Source organism: Candidatus Planktophila dulcis, assembly GCF_002288225.1.
Lineage (GTDB): Bacteria > Actinomycetota > Actinomycetes > Nanopelagicales > Nanopelagicaceae > Planktophila > Planktophila dulcis.
In genome coordinates this window covers 294,434-317,245 of record NZ_CP016777.1, presented here as the reverse complement: position 1 = coordinate 317,245, position 22,812 = coordinate 294,434, and the positions used below count along the sequence as shown (strand labels likewise).

21 protein-coding genes are annotated in these 22,812 nt (G+C 47.6%); 12 read left to right on the top strand and 9 right to left on the bottom strand.

The features are described from left to right. The first annotated feature begins 28 nt into the window (after nucleotides 1-28). On the top strand, nucleotides 29-1,285 hold the full coding sequence (gene tgt / locus A1sIIA65_RS01630; protein WP_223298543.1) for a tRNA guanosine(34) transglycosylase Tgt: 1,257 nt from the start codon (nucleotides 29-31) through the stop codon (nucleotides 1,283-1,285). Here the strand turns inward: tgt and zwf are convergent, their stop codons facing one another. The 6 genes from zwf to gabT form a co-directional block, all read right to left on the bottom strand. Next, the gene (gene zwf, locus A1sIIA65_RS01625; protein WP_095675863.1) at nucleotides 1,286-2,674 is read right to left on the bottom strand and encodes a glucose-6-phosphate dehydrogenase; all 1,389 of its coding nucleotides are present in this window, start codon (nucleotides 2,672-2,674) and stop codon (nucleotides 1,286-1,288) included. Beyond that, nucleotides 2,674-3,651, bottom strand: a complete 978-nt coding sequence (gnd, locus tag A1sIIA65_RS01620; RefSeq protein WP_095675862.1) for a phosphogluconate dehydrogenase (NAD(+)-dependent, decarboxylating) — start codon at nucleotides 3,649-3,651, stop codon at nucleotides 2,674-2,676. The genes zwf and gnd overlap by 1 nt, the downstream gene beginning before the upstream one ends. 98 nt (nucleotides 3,652-3,749) lie before the next feature. Next, nucleotides 3,750-4,484, bottom strand: a complete 735-nt coding sequence (gene pgl / locus A1sIIA65_RS01615) for a 6-phosphogluconolactonase (RefSeq protein WP_095675861.1) — start codon at nucleotides 4,482-4,484, stop codon at nucleotides 3,750-3,752. Further along, complete coding sequence (locus A1sIIA65_RS01610) at nucleotides 4,471-5,037, bottom strand: GNAT family N-acetyltransferase (protein WP_095675860.1); 567 nt, start codon at nucleotides 5,035-5,037, stop codon at nucleotides 4,471-4,473. The genes pgl and A1sIIA65_RS01610 overlap by 14 nt, the downstream gene beginning before the upstream one ends. Before the next feature lie 20 nt (nucleotides 5,038-5,057). Further along, nucleotides 5,058-7,664 (bottom strand): LuxR C-terminal-related transcriptional regulator, encoded by a 2,607-nt coding sequence (locus tag A1sIIA65_RS01605; protein WP_095675859.1) that lies wholly within the window; start codon nucleotides 7,662-7,664, stop codon nucleotides 5,058-5,060. An 87-nt stretch (nucleotides 7,665-7,751) separates the two neighbouring features. Further along, the gene (gabT, locus tag A1sIIA65_RS01600; RefSeq protein WP_095675858.1) at nucleotides 7,752-9,092 is read right to left on the bottom strand and encodes a 4-aminobutyrate--2-oxoglutarate transaminase; all 1,341 of its coding nucleotides are present in this window, start codon (nucleotides 9,090-9,092) and stop codon (nucleotides 7,752-7,754) included. A gap of 70 nt (nucleotides 9,093-9,162) precedes the next feature. Between gabT and A1sIIA65_RS01595 the strand changes: the two genes are divergently transcribed. Next, entirely contained in the window at nucleotides 9,163-10,599 is a 1,437-nt protein-coding gene (locus A1sIIA65_RS01595; RefSeq protein ID WP_095675857.1) for an aminotransferase class I/II-fold pyridoxal phosphate-dependent enzyme, read from the top strand. Between the two features lie 10 nt (nucleotides 10,600-10,609). On the opposite strand, the gene A1sIIA65_RS01590 is transcribed toward A1sIIA65_RS01595, so the two are convergent. After that, complete coding sequence (locus A1sIIA65_RS01590; protein ID WP_095675856.1) at nucleotides 10,610-11,368, bottom strand: SDR family oxidoreductase; 759 nt, start codon at nucleotides 11,366-11,368, stop codon at nucleotides 10,610-10,612. Between the two features lie 35 nt (nucleotides 11,369-11,403). On the opposite strand from A1sIIA65_RS01590, the gene A1sIIA65_RS01585 reads away from it, so the two are divergent. Continuing rightward, entirely contained in the window at nucleotides 11,404-11,988 is a 585-nt protein-coding gene (locus A1sIIA65_RS01585; RefSeq protein WP_095675855.1) for a hypothetical protein, read from the top strand. Continuing rightward, nucleotides 11,988-12,431 (top strand): GNAT family N-acetyltransferase, encoded by a 444-nt coding sequence (locus A1sIIA65_RS01580; protein ID WP_095675854.1) that lies wholly within the window; start codon nucleotides 11,988-11,990, stop codon nucleotides 12,429-12,431. Before A1sIIA65_RS01585 ends, A1sIIA65_RS01580 begins: the two co-directional genes overlap by 1 nt. 3 nt (nucleotides 12,432-12,434) lie before the next feature. Here the strand turns inward: A1sIIA65_RS01580 and A1sIIA65_RS01575 are convergent, their stop codons facing one another. After that, nucleotides 12,435-12,950, bottom strand: coding sequence for a GNAT family N-acetyltransferase (locus A1sIIA65_RS01575; protein ID WP_223298542.1), 516 nt, complete (start codon nucleotides 12,948-12,950; stop codon nucleotides 12,435-12,437). Nucleotides 12,951-12,959: 9 nt separating this feature from the next. After that, on the bottom strand, nucleotides 12,960-13,214 hold the full coding sequence (locus tag A1sIIA65_RS01570) for a PGPGW domain-containing protein (RefSeq protein WP_095675853.1): 255 nt from the start codon (nucleotides 13,212-13,214) through the stop codon (nucleotides 12,960-12,962). A gap of 142 nt (nucleotides 13,215-13,356) precedes the next feature. Here A1sIIA65_RS01570 and A1sIIA65_RS01565 point away from each other — a divergent pair, with 142 nt between their 5' ends. The 8 genes from A1sIIA65_RS01565 to A1sIIA65_RS01530 are packed head-to-tail and all read left to right on the top strand — an operon-like array spanning nucleotide 13,357 to nucleotide 22,676. After that, the gene (locus A1sIIA65_RS01565; RefSeq protein ID WP_095675852.1) at nucleotides 13,357-14,847 is read left to right on the top strand and encodes a CoA-acylating methylmalonate-semialdehyde dehydrogenase; all 1,491 of its coding nucleotides are present in this window, start codon (nucleotides 13,357-13,359) and stop codon (nucleotides 14,845-14,847) included. An 8-nt stretch (nucleotides 14,848-14,855) separates the two neighbouring features. After that, a complete protein-coding gene (gene iolB / locus A1sIIA65_RS01560; protein WP_095675851.1) occupies nucleotides 14,856-15,776 on the top strand; it encodes a 5-deoxy-glucuronate isomerase in 921 nt (306 codons plus the stop codon). Nucleotide 15,777: 1 nt separating this feature from the next. Further along, entirely contained in the window at nucleotides 15,778-17,691 is a 1,914-nt protein-coding gene (iolD, locus tag A1sIIA65_RS01555; RefSeq protein WP_095675850.1) for a 3D-(3,5/4)-trihydroxycyclohexane-1,2-dione acylhydrolase (decyclizing), read from the top strand. Nucleotides 17,692-17,700: 9 nt separating this feature from the next. After that, nucleotides 17,701-18,615: a sugar phosphate isomerase/epimerase family protein gene (locus tag A1sIIA65_RS01550; protein ID WP_095675849.1), complete on the top strand. Its 915-nt coding sequence runs from the start codon at nucleotides 17,701-17,703 to the stop codon at nucleotides 18,613-18,615. Between the two features lie 4 nt (nucleotides 18,616-18,619). After that, entirely contained in the window at nucleotides 18,620-19,696 is a 1,077-nt protein-coding gene (locus tag A1sIIA65_RS01545; protein ID WP_095675848.1) for a transaldolase family protein, read from the top strand. A 9-nt stretch (nucleotides 19,697-19,705) separates the two neighbouring features. Next, nucleotides 19,706-20,728 carry a Gfo/Idh/MocA family protein gene (locus A1sIIA65_RS01540; RefSeq protein WP_095675847.1) on the top strand — a complete coding sequence of 341 codons (1,023 nt, stop codon included), beginning with the start codon at nucleotides 19,706-19,708 and terminating at the stop codon, nucleotides 20,726-20,728. 36 nt (nucleotides 20,729-20,764) lie between these two features. Beyond that, a complete protein-coding gene (locus A1sIIA65_RS01535) occupies nucleotides 20,765-21,772 on the top strand; it encodes a Gfo/Idh/MocA family oxidoreductase (RefSeq protein ID WP_095675846.1) in 1,008 nt (335 codons plus the stop codon). Further along, nucleotides 21,726-22,676 (top strand): DMT family transporter, encoded by a 951-nt coding sequence (locus A1sIIA65_RS01530; RefSeq protein ID WP_190277131.1) that lies wholly within the window; start codon nucleotides 21,726-21,728, stop codon nucleotides 22,674-22,676. Before A1sIIA65_RS01535 ends, A1sIIA65_RS01530 begins: the two co-directional genes overlap by 47 nt. Nucleotides 22,677-22,812: the final 136 nt, after the last annotated feature.

The following is a 22,812-nucleotide window of genomic DNA, read 5'->3' as shown; positions in this document are numbered from 1 at the left end:
AGTCTATTACTCTGACACAATATGCAACATGGTTTCGGCTAGCGCAGATAAGGGCTTCTCCTATGAGATTTCCCATGCTCCCGAATCCGGATTAGCGCGAGCAGGGGTTATTACAACTCCCCACGGACAGATTCAGACTCCCGCTTTCATTCCAGTTGGAACTAAAGCCAATGTGAAGACCGTACTTCCTGAAGCGATGGAAGAACTTGGTGCTCAAGCACTTCTTGCCAATGCCTACCACCTGTATTTGCAGCCAGGACCCAGCGTTCTCGATGAGGCAGGCGGTCTCGGTGCATTTATGAATTGGGATAAGCCCACCTTTACCGATAGCGGAGGATTTCAAGTTCTCTCACTCGGTGTGGGATTTAAGAAGGTGCTCGCCATGGATGCGCAGACCTTTCGATCAGATCAAGTCATTGCCAAGAATAAAGAGCGCCTAGCCCATGTCGATGATGAAGGTGTGACATTTAAGAGCCACCTCGATGGTTCGATGCATCGTTTCACCTCAGAAGTCTCAATGCAGATCCAACATCAATTGGGCGCCGACATCATGTTTGCCTTTGATGAATGCACAACTCTTCACAACACTCGCCCCTACCAAGAGCTTGCAATGGAGCGCACATATAACTGGGCCATTCGATGTCTTGATGAACATAAGCGCCTCACCGATGCGCGAGCTGATAAGCCGTATCAAGCACTCTTTGGAGTAATTCAAGGTGCTCAATATGAAGATTTACGCAAAAAAGCAGCATCAGATCTTGGTGGAATGAGCTCATCAGGAATTGAGTTTGATGGATTCGGTATTGGTGGGGCGCTCGATAAGGATTCACTCGGCACCATCGTTGGATGGGTGAACTCAACTCTTCCTGAAAACAAACCCAAGCACCTACTTGGAATCGGTGCTCCCGAAGATCTCTTTGTGGGGGTTGAAAACGGTGTTGATACCTTTGATTGTGTACTTGCATCTCGTATCGCTCGCACAAGCGCCATCTACACAATGACTGGGCGCTTTAACGTCTCTAACGCTCCATATGTGCGCGATTTCAACCCGATTGATGATGAATGTGATTGCTACACCTGTAAGAACTACACCCGTGCCTACCTTTGTCATCTATTCCGCGGAAAAGAGATGCTGGCTGGAACACTTGCCACTATTCATAATGAGCGATTTATTGTGCGCTTAGTTGATCAGATGCGACAGGCAATTATTGATGGCACATTCCAGGATATGAAGAAAGAATTTATGGGGCGCTACACCCATAAATCTGGTCAAGCTAGAGATTAATTAGTGGTGTCGATCTTTAAGATTTTCAGCTTCACTACCCACAGGAGACCATCCACCAGGAATGAGATCTTGAGCCTCTGCTGGTCCCCATGAACCACCTTCATATTGGATTACTGGATTTGGATTCTTTAAGAGATCTTCCAAAATCTGCCATGAGTGCAGAACAGCATCAATACGAGTAAATCGGAAGTGATCTCCCAACATTGCAGCGCGCAGTAGTCGCTCATATGGACCTTGGCGATCGCCGAACTCTGCAACGAACTCTACGGAGAGATCAACAGTCTCTGTCATCAACTTAGTTCCAGGCTTCTTCGCCTGGAGCGAGATATCCACGCCATCTTTAGCACCAAGGCGGAATCGCACTTGGTTTGATTGGCTCTTTCCGAAGAGCGCACGTGGTGGTTGCTTAAATTCAACAATAACTTCAAGGACAGTCTCAGGCATCTTCTTACCTGTGCGCAGGTAGATAGGAACTCCTGCCCATCGCCAGTTATCGATAAACAATTTCATAGCAACAAAGGTTTCCGTATCTGAATTCTCAGCTACGCCATCTTCATCGAGGAATCCTTCAAATTGCCCGCGGACGACATCATTCTTATTGATATCGCGGATAGCAGAGAGAACCTTGATCTTCTCATTCTGCATCGCCTCAGAACCCATATCGATAGGCGGTTCCATAGTGAGCATGGTTAAGACTTGAAGGATATGGTTTTGCAGCACATCGCGCGTTGCACCCACTCCGTCATAGAAACTTCCTCGACCATCGATGCCGAAGTTCTCAGCCATCGTGATCTGGATGTTTGACACATAATTTCGATTCCAGACAGGCTCAAAGAGGGTATTGGCAAAGCGGAATACCAAGAGATCTTCTACCGCCTCTTTTCCAAGGTAGTGATCGATGCGATAGATCTGATCTTCTGGAAGTAATTTCTTTAGTTCTGAGTCCAGGGCGCGCGCACTCTCAAGGTCACGACCAAATGGCTTTTCCACAACAACACGAGCACGACGAGTAATACCTACGGTGGCAAGTGCTTCTGTGATGCGAGCAAAGTATTCAGGTGCAATAGCTAAGTAGATTACGGGAAGTTTGAAATCTTTGATTGCTTCGGCAAGTTCAATAAAGGTTTGTGGATCTTCATAGTCGCCCACAATCAGTTGCATTTCACCTAGTAGCTTGGCAAGGGCCTTCTCATCTACATCGGGCTTACGAGCACGGACCGAGCTTTCCACATTCTCTTTAAAGACATCCTGGGTCCATTTCGAGGATGCAACACCAAAGATCTTTACATCTAGTTCACCAAGATCTTCAAGGTCATAGAGAGCCGGAAATAGCTTCTTCTTTGCAAGATCTCCGGTCGCGCCAAATAGAACTAAAGCATCAGCCTTCATTACTTAGCCTGTGGCTTCTCATTATGACCACCAAATTTATAGCGCATCGCACTCAATACTCGGTTGGCAAATTCATCATTGTTGCGGGAAGCAAAGCGCGCATAGAGCGAGGCGCTCAAGACGTGCGCTGGAATTCCAGCTTCAATTGCCGCCTGCACAGTCCAGCGACCTTCACCGCTATCGCTGACTTCAGTTGAATATTCTTTCAGTTCCGTAGATTCAACAAGTGCTTGCGCTGTGAGATCAAGTAGCCAAGAAGCAACAACGCTTCCGCGGCGCCAGACTTCAGTAATTGCTGGAATATCAAGGTCATATGCAGGCGTCATCTCATCTGCAGCTTCAAAGATTGCAAGACCTTCAGCAAAAGCTGCCATCATTCCGTATTCAATTCCATTGTGAATCATCTTCACGAAGTGGCCTGAACCAATTGGCCCACAGTGCAAATAGCCGTATTCAGCTTGAGATGGTTCACCTGTGCGACCTGGTGTGCGCTCTGCTGATTCAACTCCTGGGCAGAGTGCTTTAAAGATGGGATCCAGTGACTTCACAACAGCGTCATCTCCACCGATCATCAGTGAGTAACCACGCTCAAGTCCATAGACACCACCTGAAGTTCCAACATCAACGAAGTTGATTCCCTTGGCCTTCAAAAACTCGGCGTTCTTCAAATCGTTCTTGTAATAACTATTTCCACCATCGATGACGGTATCCCCTGGTGAGAGATGTTCAGCCAGTGATGCGATTGTTGAATCAGTAACGGCTGCAGGCACCATGATCCAGATTGTGCGCGGTGTTGAAAGTTGTGAGGCAAGGTTTGCCATATCGGTTGCACCGATTGCACCTTCGGCAGCAAGAGTCTTTACGGCATCAGGGCTGACGTCATAGACAGCAGATGTGATGTTATGGAGTGCAAGGCGGCGGACGATATTTGCGCCCATGCGGCCTAGGCCGACCATTCCGAAATTCGTAGTTGCCATGAATATGCCTATTCGTTGTAGAAAACGCTCAACGTTGAGGTTCGTAGTCTAACGCGTGATTGGTCATCCATCCGAATTCAGGCGAATTTTAGGTGAAATTACTCTGAAAAGAAGGCTTCGGTATCAACAATCAGACGAGTATGCGAATGACCTCGAACATAACTCGCCGGTATTGAAAGATCTCCTTCAATAATTTTTGTCACTGCATCAGCTTTACTTTCGCCCGCAGCAACAATCCACACCTCGTGTGCACTATTAATCAATGACATCGTGAATGAAACTCGCACAGCAGGCGGCTTTGGTGAATCAGTAATCGCAAAGATTCGGCGATGATCATCCACATCAGCTAAGCCAGGAAAGAGGGATGCCACGTGGCCATCAGGGCCAAGTCCCAAAATATTGAGATCGATATCAACGTTTTCAAGTGCTAACTCGTAATCACTGACTGCTTCCTCAACGCTTTTGGCAACATCAGATGCCAACACTTCGTGGATCACTACTGCTGTGTTGGTCACTGTTCCATGGAAGGGAAATGCGTTGCGCTCGACGCTATCGCCTTGAACAAAGCGTTCATCGCTCCACCAGATGTGAAGACCGGCAAACCCATCTGGGTCGGCATTAAATTCATTGACAAGTGCTTCAGAGATCTGCACGCCCAGCGTTCCGCCGGTGAGAACGAGATGAAATTGGCTCTTGAGTTTCAGACCCTTTTCAATTGCGGCAAGGATTTGAACGGTGACCTCATCTGAGAGTTCAGTGGCATCTGCAAAAAGAGTCAGATCGAGTTCATCATCGATATCGCCAACAATGGCATCAAAATCATCGCTGCTCATCACTCCCCCATTTCTTTAAAAAATCCGCAGTGCTCATCTCGTAGATGTTTTCAGGGCCATCAACCTCATCCATCTGCTGGCCCTTATATTCAAATCCGAAGTAGTTAATCACAGCGATTGATGGAGGGTTCTCGGGGCTCACGGTGTATCGCAAGGTTTTTACTTCAGGAAAAGTACTTACCCATTTCCACATCCCCGCTAGCGCCTCACGCGCATAACCTTGGTTGCGAAAAGCCTCTTCAATCCCGAGGCCAATTTCCATCATCCCGTCGGCATCTGGGACGCCATGAAAGCTGGTACTGCCGATCACTTCTTTACTCTCTTTCAGAACAATAAAGCGCACAAACCATTTGTTGACCGATGAATCCACTTTTACTTGTGGCACTCGCCAGCCCAGAGGTCCACTTTCTTTCACTAAATTCTGATGAGGGTTGGTAAAACCTCGCCCAGCGATTGCTGCTACATCGTCTTGCTTTTCAAATAAGTCAATAATTGCTTGGGCTGAGAGATGATGGAGCTCAAGTCGGGGCGTAACAATCACAGGCTCAATCACAAGCGAATTATCGCATGTCTTTAGAGAAGGAAGTGAGCCTTAGCTTTCTCGACAGCGTTTACGCGTCCATCGACTTCCATCTTGCGATAAAGATTCTTTAGGTGAGTCTTCATCGTATTCAGCGAGATATGAAGTGAGGTAGCAATGGCACTGATTGGGCGATCCGTTGATAAATGTCTCAAAACTTCGAGTTCGCGCTTTGTCAGCGATGAAGCGAATTCTGTTGGTCGGTTGGCATCTGACTTAATGCGCTCGGCAACGCTAGAGGCTAGATCTTCAAGATAAACAGTTGGATTCTCGCCAGCAATTTTCAAGATGAGGTTCCCCATTTCCGATGATTGACGAAGGAAGGTTTCTTTCGCACCTACTGTGGCTCCGACTTCAAGAGCCTTCTTCATCTCCTTCAGCGCCATATTCTCTTGATCAATTACTTCGTGAGCATCAGCGAGATGTTTCCAAATCTTTTCGCGAGGAGTGCGTGCAGGAAGGTTCTTCACTTCTTCTCGTACGGATTTCTTGCCCATGCGCTCGTCGTAGGCAAGCCTTATCTGTTGTACAAATCGCAGTTTTGGTGCTCGTTCTAAGAGCGCCCCTAGGCGCTCTTTATCTTTAAGGGTGAATCGAATGAAGAGTTCGCTCAAATCAATGATTGAAACCAGGCCTTCTGAAAATTCAATTTCACTCGCCCGTTCTCTGGCTCGCTTAATATTGTCGAGCGCCTCAGTCGCCATCCCGCGTATCACAAGATCGCGAGCAAAGTAACCGTCGGCAAAGAAATGCCAAACCCATTGCTGCCACTGCTCGCCCAAGTGTTTAATCTGTCCGAAGACCTCAAAGGCCTCGCGGGGTCTAGCAAATTCAAGATGGCAGCGCGCAATGATGAACATCGAATCTAGCGGACCATAAATTCCGACGTAGCCTCTTTTTGTGAATTGAGAATATGTCACTGATGCGGCCTCAAAAGCTCTGCGATAGTCACCACGCTGAAAGAGCGCCATCGCATTCATAGATGAGAGCAATAGGTGGTTATTGGGAAGTTTAGATTTATTGGCTAGCGCTTTCGCCTCTTCATACAAAGCTTCTACCGATTCAGTCTCATCCAGAATAAAGCTCTTCATCGCGGCAAGGCGTAATAGGCCAATCTGCTCTTCTATTCCAAAGGTGATTGGGCCGTCACTATTCGACATCGCAATTGCGTAGCTCTGATCGAACTCATCAAAACGCCCTAACGCCATCTCTACATGTGCTCTAGATCCATATGTGAGTTGCTTGATGAATCCTTCGAGGACCGTGCCCTTTGCATTAAAATTCATCTGATCAATCATGCTCAAAACCGAGTCATACTCTTGATTGGCTAATCGTCCTGCCAATTCAACTGTCGCACGCTTGAGTAAACCTAACTCTGAATTGTCACCGGCAAAGATGGACCAGCGAATGAGCTCGCGTCCTCGACCTGTTGCCTGCAAGATTCGAGCAGCATCAGGGAAAATTTCTGCGACTTTCTCGAAATCGCCTGCAAGATAGGCGTGTTCTAAGGCGAGATTGGGTTCGTTGCGATTCTCATGAAATGCAAGAAGCGTCGAGTGAATTCTCGTCTTCTGGTACTTATCTTTTCGAAGTTCTGTCAGAAGTACTTCTCGTACCAGTGTCGAAAATTCAAAGCTCTGCTCTGGAGATCCTGTTTGAGTGAAGTAGTTGCCATCAAGTGCTATCTGGTTAATGGCATCATATGAATATTCATCGCCGAGGATTACTTCAGCCATTTCATGGGTAAATTCTTTAACGACAGCAAGGGAAGTAATCAGGAATCGTGTCTGATTATCAAGTGAGTTAATTACGGATGAAGCTAAAGCCCTTAGAGGTTCGGATTGTGAAGAAACCAACTTCTCAAAATCAATTGGCTTCTTATTCTTTCCAATTTGATGAACTAGCATCGAGACAGCGGCAGGCCATCCCCGAGCTCCATCGAGTGACTGCCGAATATCGAAATTTTCATATTGAATACCGTGCATCACAGCTAGGGTTGAAATCTCATTGTCGGAGAATTGGAGATCGTTGGCAGTAACTACTGAGAGCGCTCCTCGTGAAGCGAATGTGGCATAAACGGTTTCTAAAGAATCTCGGCGGATTGTTACGAATTGAATGTTCTTGGGAAATTGCTCAACAAGGCGCGAAGCAATATCGACGTCACGATTGGTATGTTCACGGAGATTGTCGATGACAAAAATGTAATCTTTACCTGTTGCAAGAAGTTCATTGCCCCAACGTCTCACTACTTCCACTGGGCGAACACTTGCTTCGCCTTCAAACCATGGTGCAAAGCCTGGAAGAATATTTCTCGTCGCTTGAATAAAGAGCGCTGCCATATCTTCAAGCGAATCGCTTTCGGCAATGGTTAACCAGATAACGCGATCACGATGCGCGAGCGCCCATTCGGCAACAAGGGAAGTCTTTCCGTACCCGGCAGGTGCAATGACGACTGTCGTACTTGGTGATGAATTATCGAGAAGAGGAAATAGATGCTTTCGGGATAAGTAATTTGGCGGCAAGGTTGGAATGAGAGTGCGCGAAAGGGTCACCCCAGGATCTACTTCGAACTCCGCTGCCTCACCCTTTGCCGTTGCCACGGTGTTAGGGTGATGGAAAAGCGGGGGGATGTGAAGCCAAAATCACCCCTTAAGGGGTGAGATATTGCGGTGATTGCTGAGGGTGGGTTAGAGAGTTGCGAAGCCTTCAGCAAGAACGCCGAGGGCATCCTTGAGAAGCTCATCGGTAATCACGAGTGGTGGCAAGAAGCGGATGACATTGCCGTAGGTGCCTGCAGTAAGAATGAGAACACCCTTGCTCTGGCAATACTTAATGACCTTTGCCATCGCTTCTGGATTTGGATCCTTGGTGCCAGCGTGAACAAGCTCGATTGCAACCATGGCACCACGTCCGCGCACTTCACCAATGATTGGGTACTTAGCCTTGAGGGCATTGAGTGAATCAAAGAGAATGGTGCCGATATGCGCTGCGCGATCGACAAGCTTTTCTTCCTCAATCGTTTCGATAACAGCAAGAGCTGCGGCGCAGACAACAGGATTTCCACCATATGTTCCACCAAGGCCACCGACGTGTGATGAATCCATGATCTCTGCGCGAGCTGTCACTGCAGCAAGTGGCATTCCACCAGCGATTCCCTTTGCGGTGATGATCATGTCTGGCTCAATATTTTCATGCTCAACAGCAAACATCTTTCCTGTGCGGGCAAAACCTGATTGGACTTCATCTGCGATGAAGACAATTTTATTCTCTGTTGCAAACTTCTGAAGGCCTGGCATAAATCCAGCAGGTGGCACGATAAATCCACCTTCGCCAATCACAGGTTCGATGATGATTGCCGCAACATTATGTGCACCGATTTCTTTCTCAATCTTTGAAATCACATGTGCAAGTGAATCTTCTGCAATAGTCGCAAGATTGCCATCGTAGCGATATGAGTAAGGCATTGGCATGCGATAGATCTCGCTGGCAAATGGACCAAAGCCATCCTTATATGGAAGATTCTTTGCAGTCAGTGCCATCGTTAAATTGGTACGGCCGTGATAGGCGTGTTCAAAGACGACAACTGCTGGACGCTTTGTGTAGTGACGTGCAATCTTGATTGCATTTTCTACAGCTTCAGCTCCAGAATTTTGAAGAATTGACTTCTTCTTAAACTTTCCAGGTGTCAGACGATTAAGTGCTTCACAGACTTCGATATATCCCAAATATGGAACAGTGGTGAAGTTGGTGTGAGTAAAGTTGGCAACAGCTTCCTGAACTGCTTTCACAACGCGAGGCGCTGAGTTTCCAACGCTGACAACACCAATACCTGAACCTAAATCGATGATTCGATTGCCATCGATATCTTCAATAATTGCATTATGCGCACGGCTAACAATCACCGGCATTGCAGTTCCTAGTCCCCCAGATACAGCCTCTTTACGTCGCTGCATTGCAGCAGTTGATAACGGCCCTGGAATATCAGTGGCCAAGTGGCGTGATTGTGGGAGGCGATCCTGTGATGTCATGGTCAAAGTCTAAGGCCCTTACTTTGCTGTGAGTGCCCAAGTACTCCTTGGTACAAGTTAGGCTTGCCACATGAGCAACCTCAGAGAGAGCGCACCACTACTCGATGCTTATCTCTCATACTTCGAGAGCGCTCGAACTCCCTTCACCATCCCAGGCCATAAGCAGAAGACAAGCGCCCTCGATGCTGGGTTAGGCGCAGTCGTTGATGCAGATACACCTCTCTATGGCGGCCTTGATGAAATCAAGTTAACGAACCAGACGCTCAAGAAGGCGGAAAATCTTGCTGCAAAATTGTGGGGCGCTGACTATGCGCGCTTTTCCACAGGTGGATCAACTCACGCAAACCAGGCAATCATCTTCGCTCTCGGAAAACCTGGCGACAAAGTCGCAGTCTCTCGCACAGCACACCGTTCGGTTTTAAGCGCTCTTGTTTTAGCAGGGCTTGAACCCATCTGGATGTCTCCGGAGATTGATGGTGCAACTGGAGTTCCGATTGGAATTGGAGTCAGTGAACTCAAGCGTGCGCTGAGTGAGAAGCCCATCGCAGTACTTCTGACAGAACCTGGATACCTCGGAACAATTTCAGATCTTCCAGCATTAATCAATGCAGCACATGCAGTAGATGTTCCTGTCATTCTCGATGCTGCATGGGGTGGTCACTTTGGATTCCATCCAGAACTACCGCGTCATGCATTTCAAGTGGGTGCAGATGCACTTATTACTAGTACTCATAAAGCACTTCCTGGATATAGCGCATCCGCACTTCTCTTAGCTCGCACAACACTGCTCAGCGCCGAGCGACTTGAACAGAGCTTTGAAACAACTCACACCACATCTCCTGCGGGTGCTCCCCTTGCATCTATCGATGGTGTTCGCGCCCTGCTTGAAACAAGAGGCGAAGAACTTATTGGCAAGCTTTTGAGCAATATCCATCGCTTTAAAGAGATGGTGCAAGCAGAATTCCCGCTTCCTATATTTCTCTATCCATCAGATTTTCCTGAAGGACGCTTTGATCCATCCAAGATTGTGCTTCGCGTGCAGCAGCTGGGTGCATCAGGGGTCGATATTGAAGAAGATCTACAGGCCAAAGGCATCCGCGTTGAGATGGCAGATCGCGACACGATTGTCTTTCTTGGCACGATTGCTGATACCCAGGCAGATTTCGATCACTTAGCTGATGTGCTGATTCCTATTTTAAAGAAGCGCCAAGAACGACGACGAGAGAGTGCCACAGCGCTGAGTTGGTCAGTTATTCCGCAGCGTGCTGCATCCATGCGCGATGCCTATTTTGCCGAGACTGAGATGGTAACTGCGGCAAACGCTGTGGGGCGAATTTCTGCAGATCTCATCGCTCCATATCCACCCGGTGTTGCAGTTGTTGCCCCAGGAGAGCTACTCACAAAACAGATTGTTGAAGGATTGAGCGCATCACGTGATGCTGGTGTTCGTATCGCCTATGCAACAGATTCATCACTTGCCACTTATCGAGTCGTTAAAAACTCTTAAAGAGAAATTACTAACGAATAGGTTTGCGATAAACCTTGTGTGAGACAGCCTGAGCGAGTGGCTTGATCATCATTGAATCCACATTGAAGTGATCCGGAAGCATGACAACCCAGCGAATAGCTTCAGCAACATCTTCTGCAATCAGCGGCTTCTCAATACCCTCATAGATCTTTGCAGCAGCATCGGTATTGCCCTTGTATCTAATCTTGGCAAATTCCTCTGTCTTCACAATTCCTGGTGCAATCTCTGAGATACGAATCGGTTCACCATTGAGTTCAAGACGCAAAGTATCGACAAGGGATGCCTCACCAAACTTTGCTGCTGCATAACTGCCACCGTTCTCATAGGTGCGGTGGGCTGCAGTTGAAGTGATTAGAACGATATGACCCTTGCGATGCTCACGGAAGATTGGTGTGAGGGCTTTGACCATGCGCACAGCGCCCACCACGTTGATATCAAAAGTCTTCTGCCATAGAGCAGGATCAGAATCCATCACTGAATCGGCATCAAATGCACCACCTGCGCTATGAACCAACACGGTGACTTTTGCATTTCCAAGATGAGCAACCAAAGAATCAACACTTGTTTGGTGAGTAACATCGAGTTCGAAGGCTTCAATGTTCTCAGAGCTTGCAGCGAGTTCTTGCAATTTATCTATTCGCCTTGCTGCAGCGATAACGTGAAATCCATTTTCTGCCAGGGCTCGTGCTGTTGCAGCACCAATTCCACTACTTGCGCCAGTAATTACTGCATATTCACGTGTGCTCATTAGGAAAGAGTACATGCGCAAGATAGAATTTAGATATGAGCAAACAAATCAAGACTGACATAGAGATCACCTATAAGAAGCGCAATAAGACCACCGTTTTCTGGCGCGGAATCCTTGTTTTCCCGGTCGCAGTATTGATCTGCTCCTTTGCCATTCAATCGAATGCAGGATTTGCAGCTGGTCTGATCATCTTGCCACCGCTTCTGACTCTGGTATTTCGTGAGGTCTATCCAAGCTACGTGCTGACTTTTAACCAGGCATTTCTTGAACTACAGACTCGCGTGATTGCCTACGCACTCCTGCTCACTGATGAATACCCATCGATTGAACGCAATAAGAATATTGGCGTTGAGTTTCCAGAGATCAAGGGTGGCAAGTCACTCAACCGCTGGCTTCCTCTTGTGAAGTGGTTCCTCTCCATTCCACTTATTCTTGTTGGACTTGTTTATTCTGTGATTGCACTGGGCATGACATTCATCGCCTGGATCATGACATCAGCCACAGGAAATTATCCAAAGTGGGCTGGCAAGTTTGTTTTCAAGACAATCCGCTTCTGGAACCGTGTTAATGGCTACGCATTCATCTTGGTCTCCGATAAGTACCCTTCATTTGGGCTCTAATGTCTACATCGATTCGTCCAATCAAAGCTGGAGATAAGCAGCGCTGGCTCGTTCTCTGGCAGGGATATCTCGACTTCTATAAGACAACAGTTCCTGCCGAACAGACGGAGCGCACATGGACTCGCATCATGGATCCAGATTTCAATATGAAATGTGCTGTTGCAGAACGCGACGGAACTCTTGTTGGCTTCACGACATATAACCTTCAAAACTCAACATGGTCTCCCAATGGCCACTGCTATCTAGAAGATCTCTTTGTGGATCCTGCTGTGCGTGGCTCAGGGGCAGGCCGTGCGCTCATTGATTATGTAAAGGCATTTGCTATTGAGAATAAGTGTTCGCGTCTCTACTGGAATACCGATGAAGATAACGAGACAGCCCGAAAGCTCTATGACACCTATGTTCTTGAATCTGGAAAACGTCAGTATCGAGTTTCGCTCTAAACTTTAGCGAGCAACAGACTTTCTCAGCATCCGCTGGTAATACATCCCAGGCTTACGCGTACTTTCCTGCTTCTCGCCCATCTTTTCAAAACCTAACTTTTCATAGGCTGTAATAGCAATCTCGTTATCAACCCAGACTCCGAGTCCTTGCACAGACCAATCCCTCTGAGCTGCGTGAAGATCTAAATGTTCAAAGAGTGCGCGAAGAGCTCCATGCTGTCTGTATTCAGGATCCACCCAGCAGCTACCTACCCAGCTTGTTGCACCGAAATCTCCTTTGAGATTCTCAACAGTCATCATGCCTATATCTTCTGCGCCAACAACGGCTACGAGTGCAATATATTGGCGAGCCTTAGATCGCCATTCACTTTCTGTGAAGAGCCGTTCAGAATCTAAATTTCCTCCGAAGGCATGGCCATCACTTTCAAGAGCGGCAAGGCGAATGTCGCGATAGCGAGTCCACTGATTTTCATCGAGCTCTTGCACAAGAACAATTCGGCTCATCTTTGCATTGCTCACGAAAAGAAATTATTGCTTCTTAAATAGTTTCAGAGGATTGAACTTCGCACCCTGTTCTTTAACTCTTTCTAGAGTGCGTCGTGCCCATGCATATTCAAGACCAAGAACAAATAGTCCGAGGATAATCAGTGGAAGAGTAAAAGGCCCAGGAAGAACTACAAGGAGTGAGCCAAGAATGATGAGAGTGGATCCGATAACTCCAACGATTGTTTTGCGCACAGCCGATGGAAGAGTTTTCCAAGCCTTTGCAATCGTTCTCTTCATATTTTCTTCTCCTGAGGCTCTTTGACCTTCTTGACGCCGTGACTCTATCTAGGAACTCTCCTGAATCGAGTGAATTTTAGATGCGACTTACTGGAACAGCAAACTCACCCCTAGAATCGGACTCTGACTCCAAGGGGGAAAAATGAGCACAATCGTCAATCACTGGATCAATGGTGCTGAATTCGTAAGCACATCGGGTAGAACATCACCTGTTTATGATCCAGCTCTCGGTGTAGAGACGAAGCGCGTTGCTCTCGCAAACCAAGCTGAAATTGATGCAGCAATCAAAGCTGCAAAGGATGCATTTCCTGCTTGGCGCGATGAATCCCTTGCTAAGCGTCAGCAAATCATCTTCACCTTCCGCGAGCTTCTCAATTCACGTAAAGGTGAATTAGCAGAAATTATCACCAGCGAACACGGCAAGGTTCTCTCAGATGCACTCGGTGAAATCACTCGTGGTCAAGAAGTTGTTGAATTCGCAACTGGTATCCCCCACCTACTCAAAGGCTTTTACTCAGAGAACGTTTCAACTGGCGTTGATGTCTACTCAACTCGTCAGCCTCTTGGCGTCGTAGGAATTATTAGCCCCTTTAACTTCCCTGCAATGGTTCCCATGTGGTTCTTCCCGATTGCAATCGCTGCTGGAAATACAGTTGTCATTAAGCCATCTGAGAAAGATCCATCTGCATCGATGTGGGTTGCAAAGCTTTGGAAAGAGGCGGGACTACCTGATGGTGTGTTTAATGTTCTCAATGGTGACAAGGAATCAGTAGATGGACTTCTCAATAGCCCTGACGTTGAATCCATCTCATTCGTTGGCTCTACCCCTATAGCTAAATACATCTATGAGAGCGCATCTCGCACAGGCAAGCGCGTTCAAGCGCTAGGTGGGGCAAAGAACCATATGTTGGTCCTGCCGGATGCCGATCTTGAACTCGTTGCAGACTCTGCAATCAATGCAGGTTTTGGTAGCGCGGGCGAGCGCTGCATGGCCATCTCAGTCGTCGTTGCCGTTGAACCCGTTGCAGATAAGTTGATTCCAAAGATTGTTGAACGTATGGGCAAGCTGCGCACAGGTGATGGTCGCCGTGGCTGCGATATGGGTCCACTTGTTACCCGTGAACACCGCGACAAGGTCGCCTCGTATATCGATATTGCTGAAAAAGATGGCGCAACTGTTGTTGTCGATGGCCGTAACCCAACGGTTGATGGCGATGCCAACGGTTTCTGGCTTGCACCCACCTTGGTCGACAAGGTTCCAACTACTTCTAAGGTCTATACCGAAGAGATCTTTGGACCGGTCCTTTCTATCGTGCGCGTGAAGAGCTATGACGAAGGTGTTGCACTGATCAATAGCGGTGCATTCGGAAATGGAACAGCGATCTTTACCAACGATGGTGGAGCTGCTCGCCGATTCCAGAATGAGATTCAGGTCGGTATGGTCGGTATCAACGTTCCAATCCCTGTGCCTGTTGCTTACTACTCCTTCGGTGGATGGAAGCAATCACTCTTTGGTGATACCAAAGCACACGGTGTTGAAGGCGTTCACTTCTTCACGCGCGGTAAGGCAATTACCTCCCGTTGGCTTGATCCAAGCCATGGTGGAATCAACCTCGGCTTCCCACAGAACTAATAACCCAGATGTCCTCTGCCGACAAGTGGTATTTCCGTCACGGCGAGTTATCTCGCGATGGCTGGGATGTATTTCTTGATCCGCAGAGCCCACCTGTTGCAGGTTGGAAGTACACAGGTCTTCGCATAGGAACTTTGACTGAAAGTAAGTCTCTTACGCTGCCTGCAGATTCCAATGAAAGAATTATCTTTCCGCTTGAAGGCCAAGAATTTCTCGTTGAGTACACACACGATGGCAATACATCGAGTCAGATACTTCACGGGCGCACATCCGTCTTTCACGGTCCTGCAGATTTCATCTACTTACCCATCAATACTTCGGCAACGATTTCAGGAGTGGGTCGCATTGCAGTGGGACAAACTCCAGCAACAAAGGTGAAGGCTGTGAGATATGTGGCAAAGGAAGATGTCTCTATCTCTTTACGTGGTGCAGGCCGAGAAACTCGCCAAGTACATAACTTAGGGATGCCTGAGACCCTGGATGCAGATCGCATGATTGTCTGCGAAGTTATCGTTCCTGCAGGCAATTGGTCTGGCTCTCCTTCACATAAGCACGATGTCTATATCCCTGGGAAAGAATCTGAGTTGGAGGAGATCTACTACTTCCAAAGCGCAGTTACTCGTGGTGCAAAGACGCCGCCTAGTTCATTACCGTTCGGATATTTCCGTGGGACATCTGCAGATAGCCGCCCCTACGATGTCAATGAAGAGGTTCATTCAGGCGATGTGGCACTTGTTCCCTACGGTTGGCATGGACCTGCAGCTGCTGGACCTGGATATGACCTCTACTTCTTTAATGTGATGGCAGGACCTGACCCAGATCGCGCTTGGAATGCAACAGATCATCCCGACCAAGTGTGGATTCGTGACTCTTGGCAATCACAGCAAAGCGACCCAAGATTGCCCTACGGAAGCACAGAAAGGATTTGATATGGCCACACGCAAAATGACAGTTAGCCAAGCAGTTGTTGAATTCCTTTCTCATCAATACACAGTCGATGGCGATCACCGCGAACGCACCATTCAAGGTGTCTTTGGAATCTTCGGACATGGGAATGTTGCCGGTATTGGTCAAGCGCTCAAGCAACTCTCTGTTGAAAACCCATCCTTGATGCCGTATTACCAAGCACGCAATGAGCAAGCGATGGTGCATGAATCATCTGCCTTTGCTCGCATGAAACGTCGTCGTGCAACATTTGCCTGCACGGCATCTGTGGGTCCAGGGGCTACCAACATGCTCACTGGAGCCGCCGTTGCCACAACAAATCATCTTCCCGTTCTGCTTCTTCCCTCTGACACCTTTGCCAATCGCGCATCAGATCCTGTCTTGCAACAACTTGAGATGCCACATGATGCAACTCTTTCAGTTAACGATGCATTTAAGCCGCTCTCTCGCTTCTTTGATCGCGTGCAAAGACCAGAGCAACTCTTCTCAGCGTTAATGGGCGCAATGCGAGTTCTCACAGATCCCGTTGAAACAGGGGCGGTAACAATATGCCTACCTGAAGATGTGCAGGCGGAAGTGATTGATGTGCCGGAAGAGTTCCTTGCAGATCGTGATTGGCATATCCGCCGTCCTCGTGCGGAAGCAGCTCAACTTGCAGAGGTCGCTCGCGTGATTGCATCTTCAAAGCGCCCATTCATTGTTGCTGGTGGTGGAGTGATTTACTCTGATGCACACGATGCGCTTCAGACATTCGTTGAGCAGACCAAGATTCCTGTGGGAACTTCTCAAGCAGGTGTTGGCTCACTGAATTGGGATCATCCACAACTTCTGGGCTCTGTTGGAGCCACTGGAACAACTGCTGCCAATAGAGCGGCAAAAGAGGCTGATCTAGTCATTGGAATTGGTACTCGCTATAGCGATTTCACCACTTCAAGCCGCACAGCGTTTCAAAATCCTAATGTTCGATTTATCAATATCAATATCGCATCCTTTGATGCCTTTAAGCATGGAAGTGCGCTGCCTGTTGTGGCAGATGCCCGCGAGAGCTTAAAAGAGCTCACAGCACTTCTTTCAACCTTTGCAACAACGTCTGAATATCAGAGCAAATACGCAAAAGATAAGTCAGAATGGGATGCAGTAGTCGATGCAGCATTTGTTGATCAAAAGCTAGCACTGCCAAGTCAGACAGAGATTATTCATGCTGTGCAATCGGCATCTGATGCCACAGACACTCTCATCTGCGCTGCAGGTTCACTTCCGGGTGATCTCCATAAACTCTGGCGCGTTCGCTCACCGCTTGGTTATCACGTTGAATATGCATTCTCTTGCATGGGATATGAGATTGCAGCGGGGTTAGGTGCAGCGCGCGCCGGTGCAACTCCGATTGTGATGGTGGGAGATGGTTCCTATCTCATGATGCATACTGAAATTGTTTCGGCAGTAGCTGAAGGACTCAAAGTAATAATCGTTCTGATTCAAAACCACGGCTATGCATCTATCGGCCATCTCTCAGAAAGTATCGGTTCAGAGCGCTTTGGAACGCAATACCGCTTCAAAGATCAGGCTGGCAATAACTTTGAGCGTGGTGAAAAGCTCCCCGTAGATCTTGCAGCCAATGCTGCAAGTCTTGGCATTACTGTTATTGATATCAAGCAAACCACATCAGCCATTGCAGATCTTCATGAAGCTGTGAAGAAGGCTAAGCAGTCTTCGATTTCAACTCTTATTCATATCAATAGCGATCCTTTGATCTACTCACCTGGTGGAGAAGGGTGGTGGGATGTTCCCATCGCACCGATTTCAACTCTGAAGAGCACGCAGGATGCCTATAAGCAGTACTCAGATGAGATTAAGTTGCAACGTCCGTTGCTTGGTAACGGCACAAAAGATAAGAAATAGGGGCAAGTCATGACAGCACAGATCCGCGTAGGCACAGCACCTGATTCATGGGGCGTCTGGTTTCCCAGTGAACCGCATCAGGTTCCTTGGGATCGCTTCCTTGATGAAGTTGTAGAAGCTGGTTACCACTGGATTGAACTTGGACCCTACGGTTATCTTCCAACAGATCCTAAGCAGCTTGAAGATGAGCTCGGTAAGCGAAACTTAAAAATGACTGCGGGAACAGTCTTTACAGGTTTTCACAAGGAAGATGAGAGCCAATGGCAGCGAGCTTGGGATCAAGCACTTGCTGTGGCAAACCTAGTCTCCAAGTTAGGTGTTGAACACCTCGTTGTTATTCCAGATCTATGGCGAGATGACAAGACCGGTCAAGCTCGAGAATCACGCACACTCTCTAATGAGCAGTGGAAGCGACTTGCAGCAGGACATAACAAGTTAGGTAAGGCACTTCTTGAAGAGTTTGGAATCCATCAACAATTCCACTCCCATGCAGATAGCCATATCGGTACCTATCAAGAAGTTGAGCGCTACCTGCAAGAGACTGATCCGAAGTATTCAAATCTATGCCTTGATACCGGTCACTTTGCTTATTACTTGGGCGATAACCTCAAGTTGATGAACGCTTATCCAGAGCGCATTGGATACTTGCATCTGAAGCAAGTGCATCCCGATATCTTGGCTGAGACGCTAAAGAATGATGTTCCTTTTGGTGACGCCGTTGCCAAGGGCGTTATGACAGAGCCTGGCTTTGAAGGAGTTCCAAAGTTTGCTCCCATCATTGAGCGCGCACTAGAAATCAATCCAGAAATCTTTGCCATCATTGAGCAAGATATGTATGGATGCCCAGTTGATATGCCATTTCCTATTGCCCAGCGCACACGCGAGCACATCCTTGCTGCAACACGCGCTGCTCGAGTGAAGTAGAGAAATGACTCAATCACCATTTCTCTATATGAAGGAGAACTCCCCAACAGTTCTCTGGAATGACTCGGCAGATCCCAAAGAGTTAAAGGATGCACTTAACTGGGGAATCGTTGGAGCAACATGCAATCCGGTTATTGCACTGACTGCTATCAAGGCAGATGCACCTCACTGGGTCTCTCGCATTAAGGAATATGCCAAGTCTCATCCGGCAGCCACAGAAGATGAAATTGGTTGGGCGATGGTTAAAGAGCTCTCAACAAATGCTGCAAAGCTGCTTGAAGGTGAGTTTGAGAAATACAACGGCCGCAATGGTCGTCTTTCGATTCAAACTGACCCTCGTAACTTCAGAAATGCACAGGCGCTTGCAGAACAAGCAGTGGAGTTTTCACGGCTTGCCAAGAATATGATTGTGAAAATTCCTGTCACGACTGAGGCAATATCTGCTTTTGAAGAGGCTACATATCAAGGTGTGAGCCTGAATGCGACAGTTTCATTCTCTGTGGCACAAACGGTGGCAGTTGCTGAAGCGATCGAACGGGGTCTTAAGCGCCGTGAAGCAGAAGGTCTTGATATCTCGCAGATGGGCCCTGTCTGCACCATCATGGTGGGACGTGTTGATGATTGGGTGAAAGTGAGCGCCGAAAAATTGGGCGCTAAAGTCGATCCAGAGATCTTAGAGTGGTCAGGTGTTGCAGTCTTTAGGAATGCACACAAGATTTATCAGCAGCGCGGCTATCGCACACGTTTGCTCTCAGCTGCCTTTCGTAACCACATGCACTGGTCTGAAATTCTCGGTGGGGATTGCGTCATCTCTCCCCCATATTCATGGCAGGTCAAGATCAATGAGATGGGAATTACCCCCAACCTCAATAGTGTGAATGAGCCAATCGAAGCCCGCATTCTTGACCCACTCTTGGAGAACTTCCCAGAGTTTAGAAAGATGTATGACGTTGATGGTCTTGCAGTAGAAGATTTCACAAACTTCGGAGGAACTCTGCGTACACTTCGTGGATTCTTGCAATCAGTTAACGATCTCGAATCATTTGTTCGTGATGTCACCGTTCCTAATCCAGATAAGTAAAGGCTAATAATGAGCGCACTACCAAAGCCACATATCTTCACAGCAGCTGAATCAAAGCCACTACGGTGGGGAATCTTTGGTGCAGGTTGGATTTCAGAGGCGATGGTAAAAACCGCGCAACTTAATTCAAATCAACAATTTGTTGCAGTGGCATCTCGCACACCTGGCAAAGCTGAAGCTTTTGCTCAGAAGTGGAATATCGACTCCTTCCATAACTCTTATGAAGAACTTGCTGCTCGCGATGATATTGATGCCATCTACCTCGGCACACTTCCATCAGATCGCTTAGAGGTCGCACTTGTTGCCATTAACGCAGGCAAGCATGTGTTGATAGAAAAGCCAATCACTATGGATTACGACGAGGCGCAGCAGATCTATGCAGCGGCTAAAGCGAAGAAGGTTCTTGCTATGGAGGCGATGTGGACACGCTTCTTGCCACAGATGGATATTGCCCGACAACTAGTTGCAGATGGTGCACTCGGTGATGTTGAACTCGTTGTCTCTAACTTCTGCCAGAACAATCTCGGAGTTACTCGCCTCTTTACTCTGGGTGGCGGAAATCCCATTATTGATATGGGTATCTACCCGGCGGCTCTGTCTCAACAATTCTTAGGTAATCCCGACGAGATTCATGCATTTGGAAAGTTACATCCCAATGATATTGATGAAGAGACTCATACCTTTATGCGCTTTGCTAATGGATCACGTTCTAACTTCGTTCTCTCAGCTCGCACAACTCTTCCTCACTGGGCTGGGGTCTCTGGTTCAAAGGGTGCAATCACATTTGGAACCCCTTGGTTTACTCCATCTTCTATTACCTTCCACGAATCCACATTTAATGGAGCTCAGAGCACGTGGGTTGATGACCTTGGAATTCCTGAACATTTTGGGCTTATCTATCAGGTGCATGCCTTTGCTCAATATGTTGACCAAGGTCTTCTTGAAGGCCCTCTTTACACACATCACGATTCACTCTCCAATATCAAGACCGTTCTTGAGATTGGCAATCTCATCGGAACTCGCTACAAGTAATTTCACCCACTACTCATCTAGGAATAGGCTCATGCAATGACACAGAAACTCAGAATCGCAATTATCGGTGCCGGTCGCATTGGCTATGTTCACGCTGGAAGCGTCAATGACACCCCCGAACTTGAGCTTGTCTATGTAGTTGATCCATTTGAAGAGAATGCGAAGAAGGTCACAGCAGCATTTGGTGGCAAAGTCTCTAATGATCCTTCAGCAGTTATTGCCTCAGGTGAGATTGATGCAGTCATTATCGGATCACCAACAGCAACTCATATTCCGCTCCTACGTGAATGCATCGCAGCTGGTGTGCACGCACTGTGTGAGAAGCCCATTGATCTTGATGTGAAGAATGTTGAAGAATTTCGTGCGCTAGCGAACTCTGCAAAGACCAATATCACTCTTGGTTTTAACCGCAGACAAGATCCACAGTACAAAGCGCTTAAGGCAAAGGTTGCAAGCGGTGCAATCGGAACCGTAGAACAAGTGATCCTTACAAGCCGTGATCCAGGGCCAGCACCTCAAGGCTACATCGCAGTCTCTGGAGGAATCTTTAGAGATATGACGATCCATGACTTTGATATGGCTCGTAATTTTGTCCCAGATATTGTTGAAGTGACTGCATTCGGTGCCAACAGCTTCTGTGATTACATTAAAGAAGAAGGCGATTTCGACAATATCAGCGTCATTATGAAGGGCTCAAATAATGAGCTCATCACAGTGGTGAACTCTCGCCATGCGGCTTTTGGTTATGACCAGCGCGCTGAAATCTTCGGTGATAAGGGAATGCTTCAGATCAGCAACCTCTCCGATACAACGGTGAAGTCATTTACCAAGGATGGAACTACTGCAGGGGAGCCATTTATGGACTTCTTCCTTGAGCGCTATGCAGACTCCTACCGCAATGAACTCAAACTCTTTATCGAGGGAATCAAGACTGGCAAAGTTCTAGGTTCAACCTACGATGATGGACGAGCTGCCCTCATTCTTGCCGATGCAGCTCATGAATCAGCTCACACAGGTAAATCAATCAAAGTTAATCTCAAGTAAGTACATGGCAGTAGCGCTGAGTAAGACCCAACGAAGTGGGCTGCTCTTCGCCTTTCTTGGAATCTTTGCATTCTCACTCTCACTGCCATTTACCAAGCTGGCCCTGAAGAGCTTTGATCCATTCTTTACAGCTTTTGCACGCCCTGTGATTGCTGCAGTCATAGCAATACCGCTGATGATGATTGCCAAAGTTCCGATGCTTCCTCGTAATTTGTGGAAGCCCACAGCATTTACGGCAGCAGGTGCTGTCTTTGGTTGGCCAATCTTGATTGCACTTGCTTTACAGAGAACCACTTCAGCACATGTTTCAGTGATTGCAGCTGTGATGCCCCTTGTTACAGCAATCATCGCAGTCATTAAACATAAGAAGCATCCTGGACTTTCTTTCTGGGTTGCTTCATCACTTGGAACAGTCCTTCTCGTGGCATTTTCCATCACTCGTGGTGGCGGCACCAATGCAGATCTCAAGACTGATCTGCTCATTATTGGAGCAGTGATCGCTTCCTCCTACTGTTATGTGGAAGGTGCTGCACTGACCTCGCATATGCCTGGTTGGCAGGTCATTTCCTGGGTTGTCGTTGTAAGTCTTCCCATCGCACTACCTGCCGCAGCCTTTGTCTATGCGCAGACAAATGCAGATTACTCATTCCATGGTGATGCACTCTTTGGATTGCTAGCAATTGGTTTGTCCTCAATGTATCTAGGCTTCTTTGCTTGGTATCGAGGGCTACGTGACTTTGGTGTTGCTCACGGATCTCAGGTGCAGCAATTGCAAGCAATCATGACTTTGGGTTGGTCTGCGCTCCTACTTGGTGAAACCGTAACGCTTACGATGGCGTTATCTGCTATCGGAATCGTTCTCTGCGTTCTATGGGCCTTATCAAATGTGAATAGAGTCAAGTAATAGTTTTAGAACTAACTATGAAGAGGAATCGGTTGAGCTTTTAGCAGATGCAATGATCTTCGCTCAGTCTCAACTTTAAACATCTGAATGTACCGAACTTAATTGTTACTGGTGCGATTATTACTTTCGTTAGCTA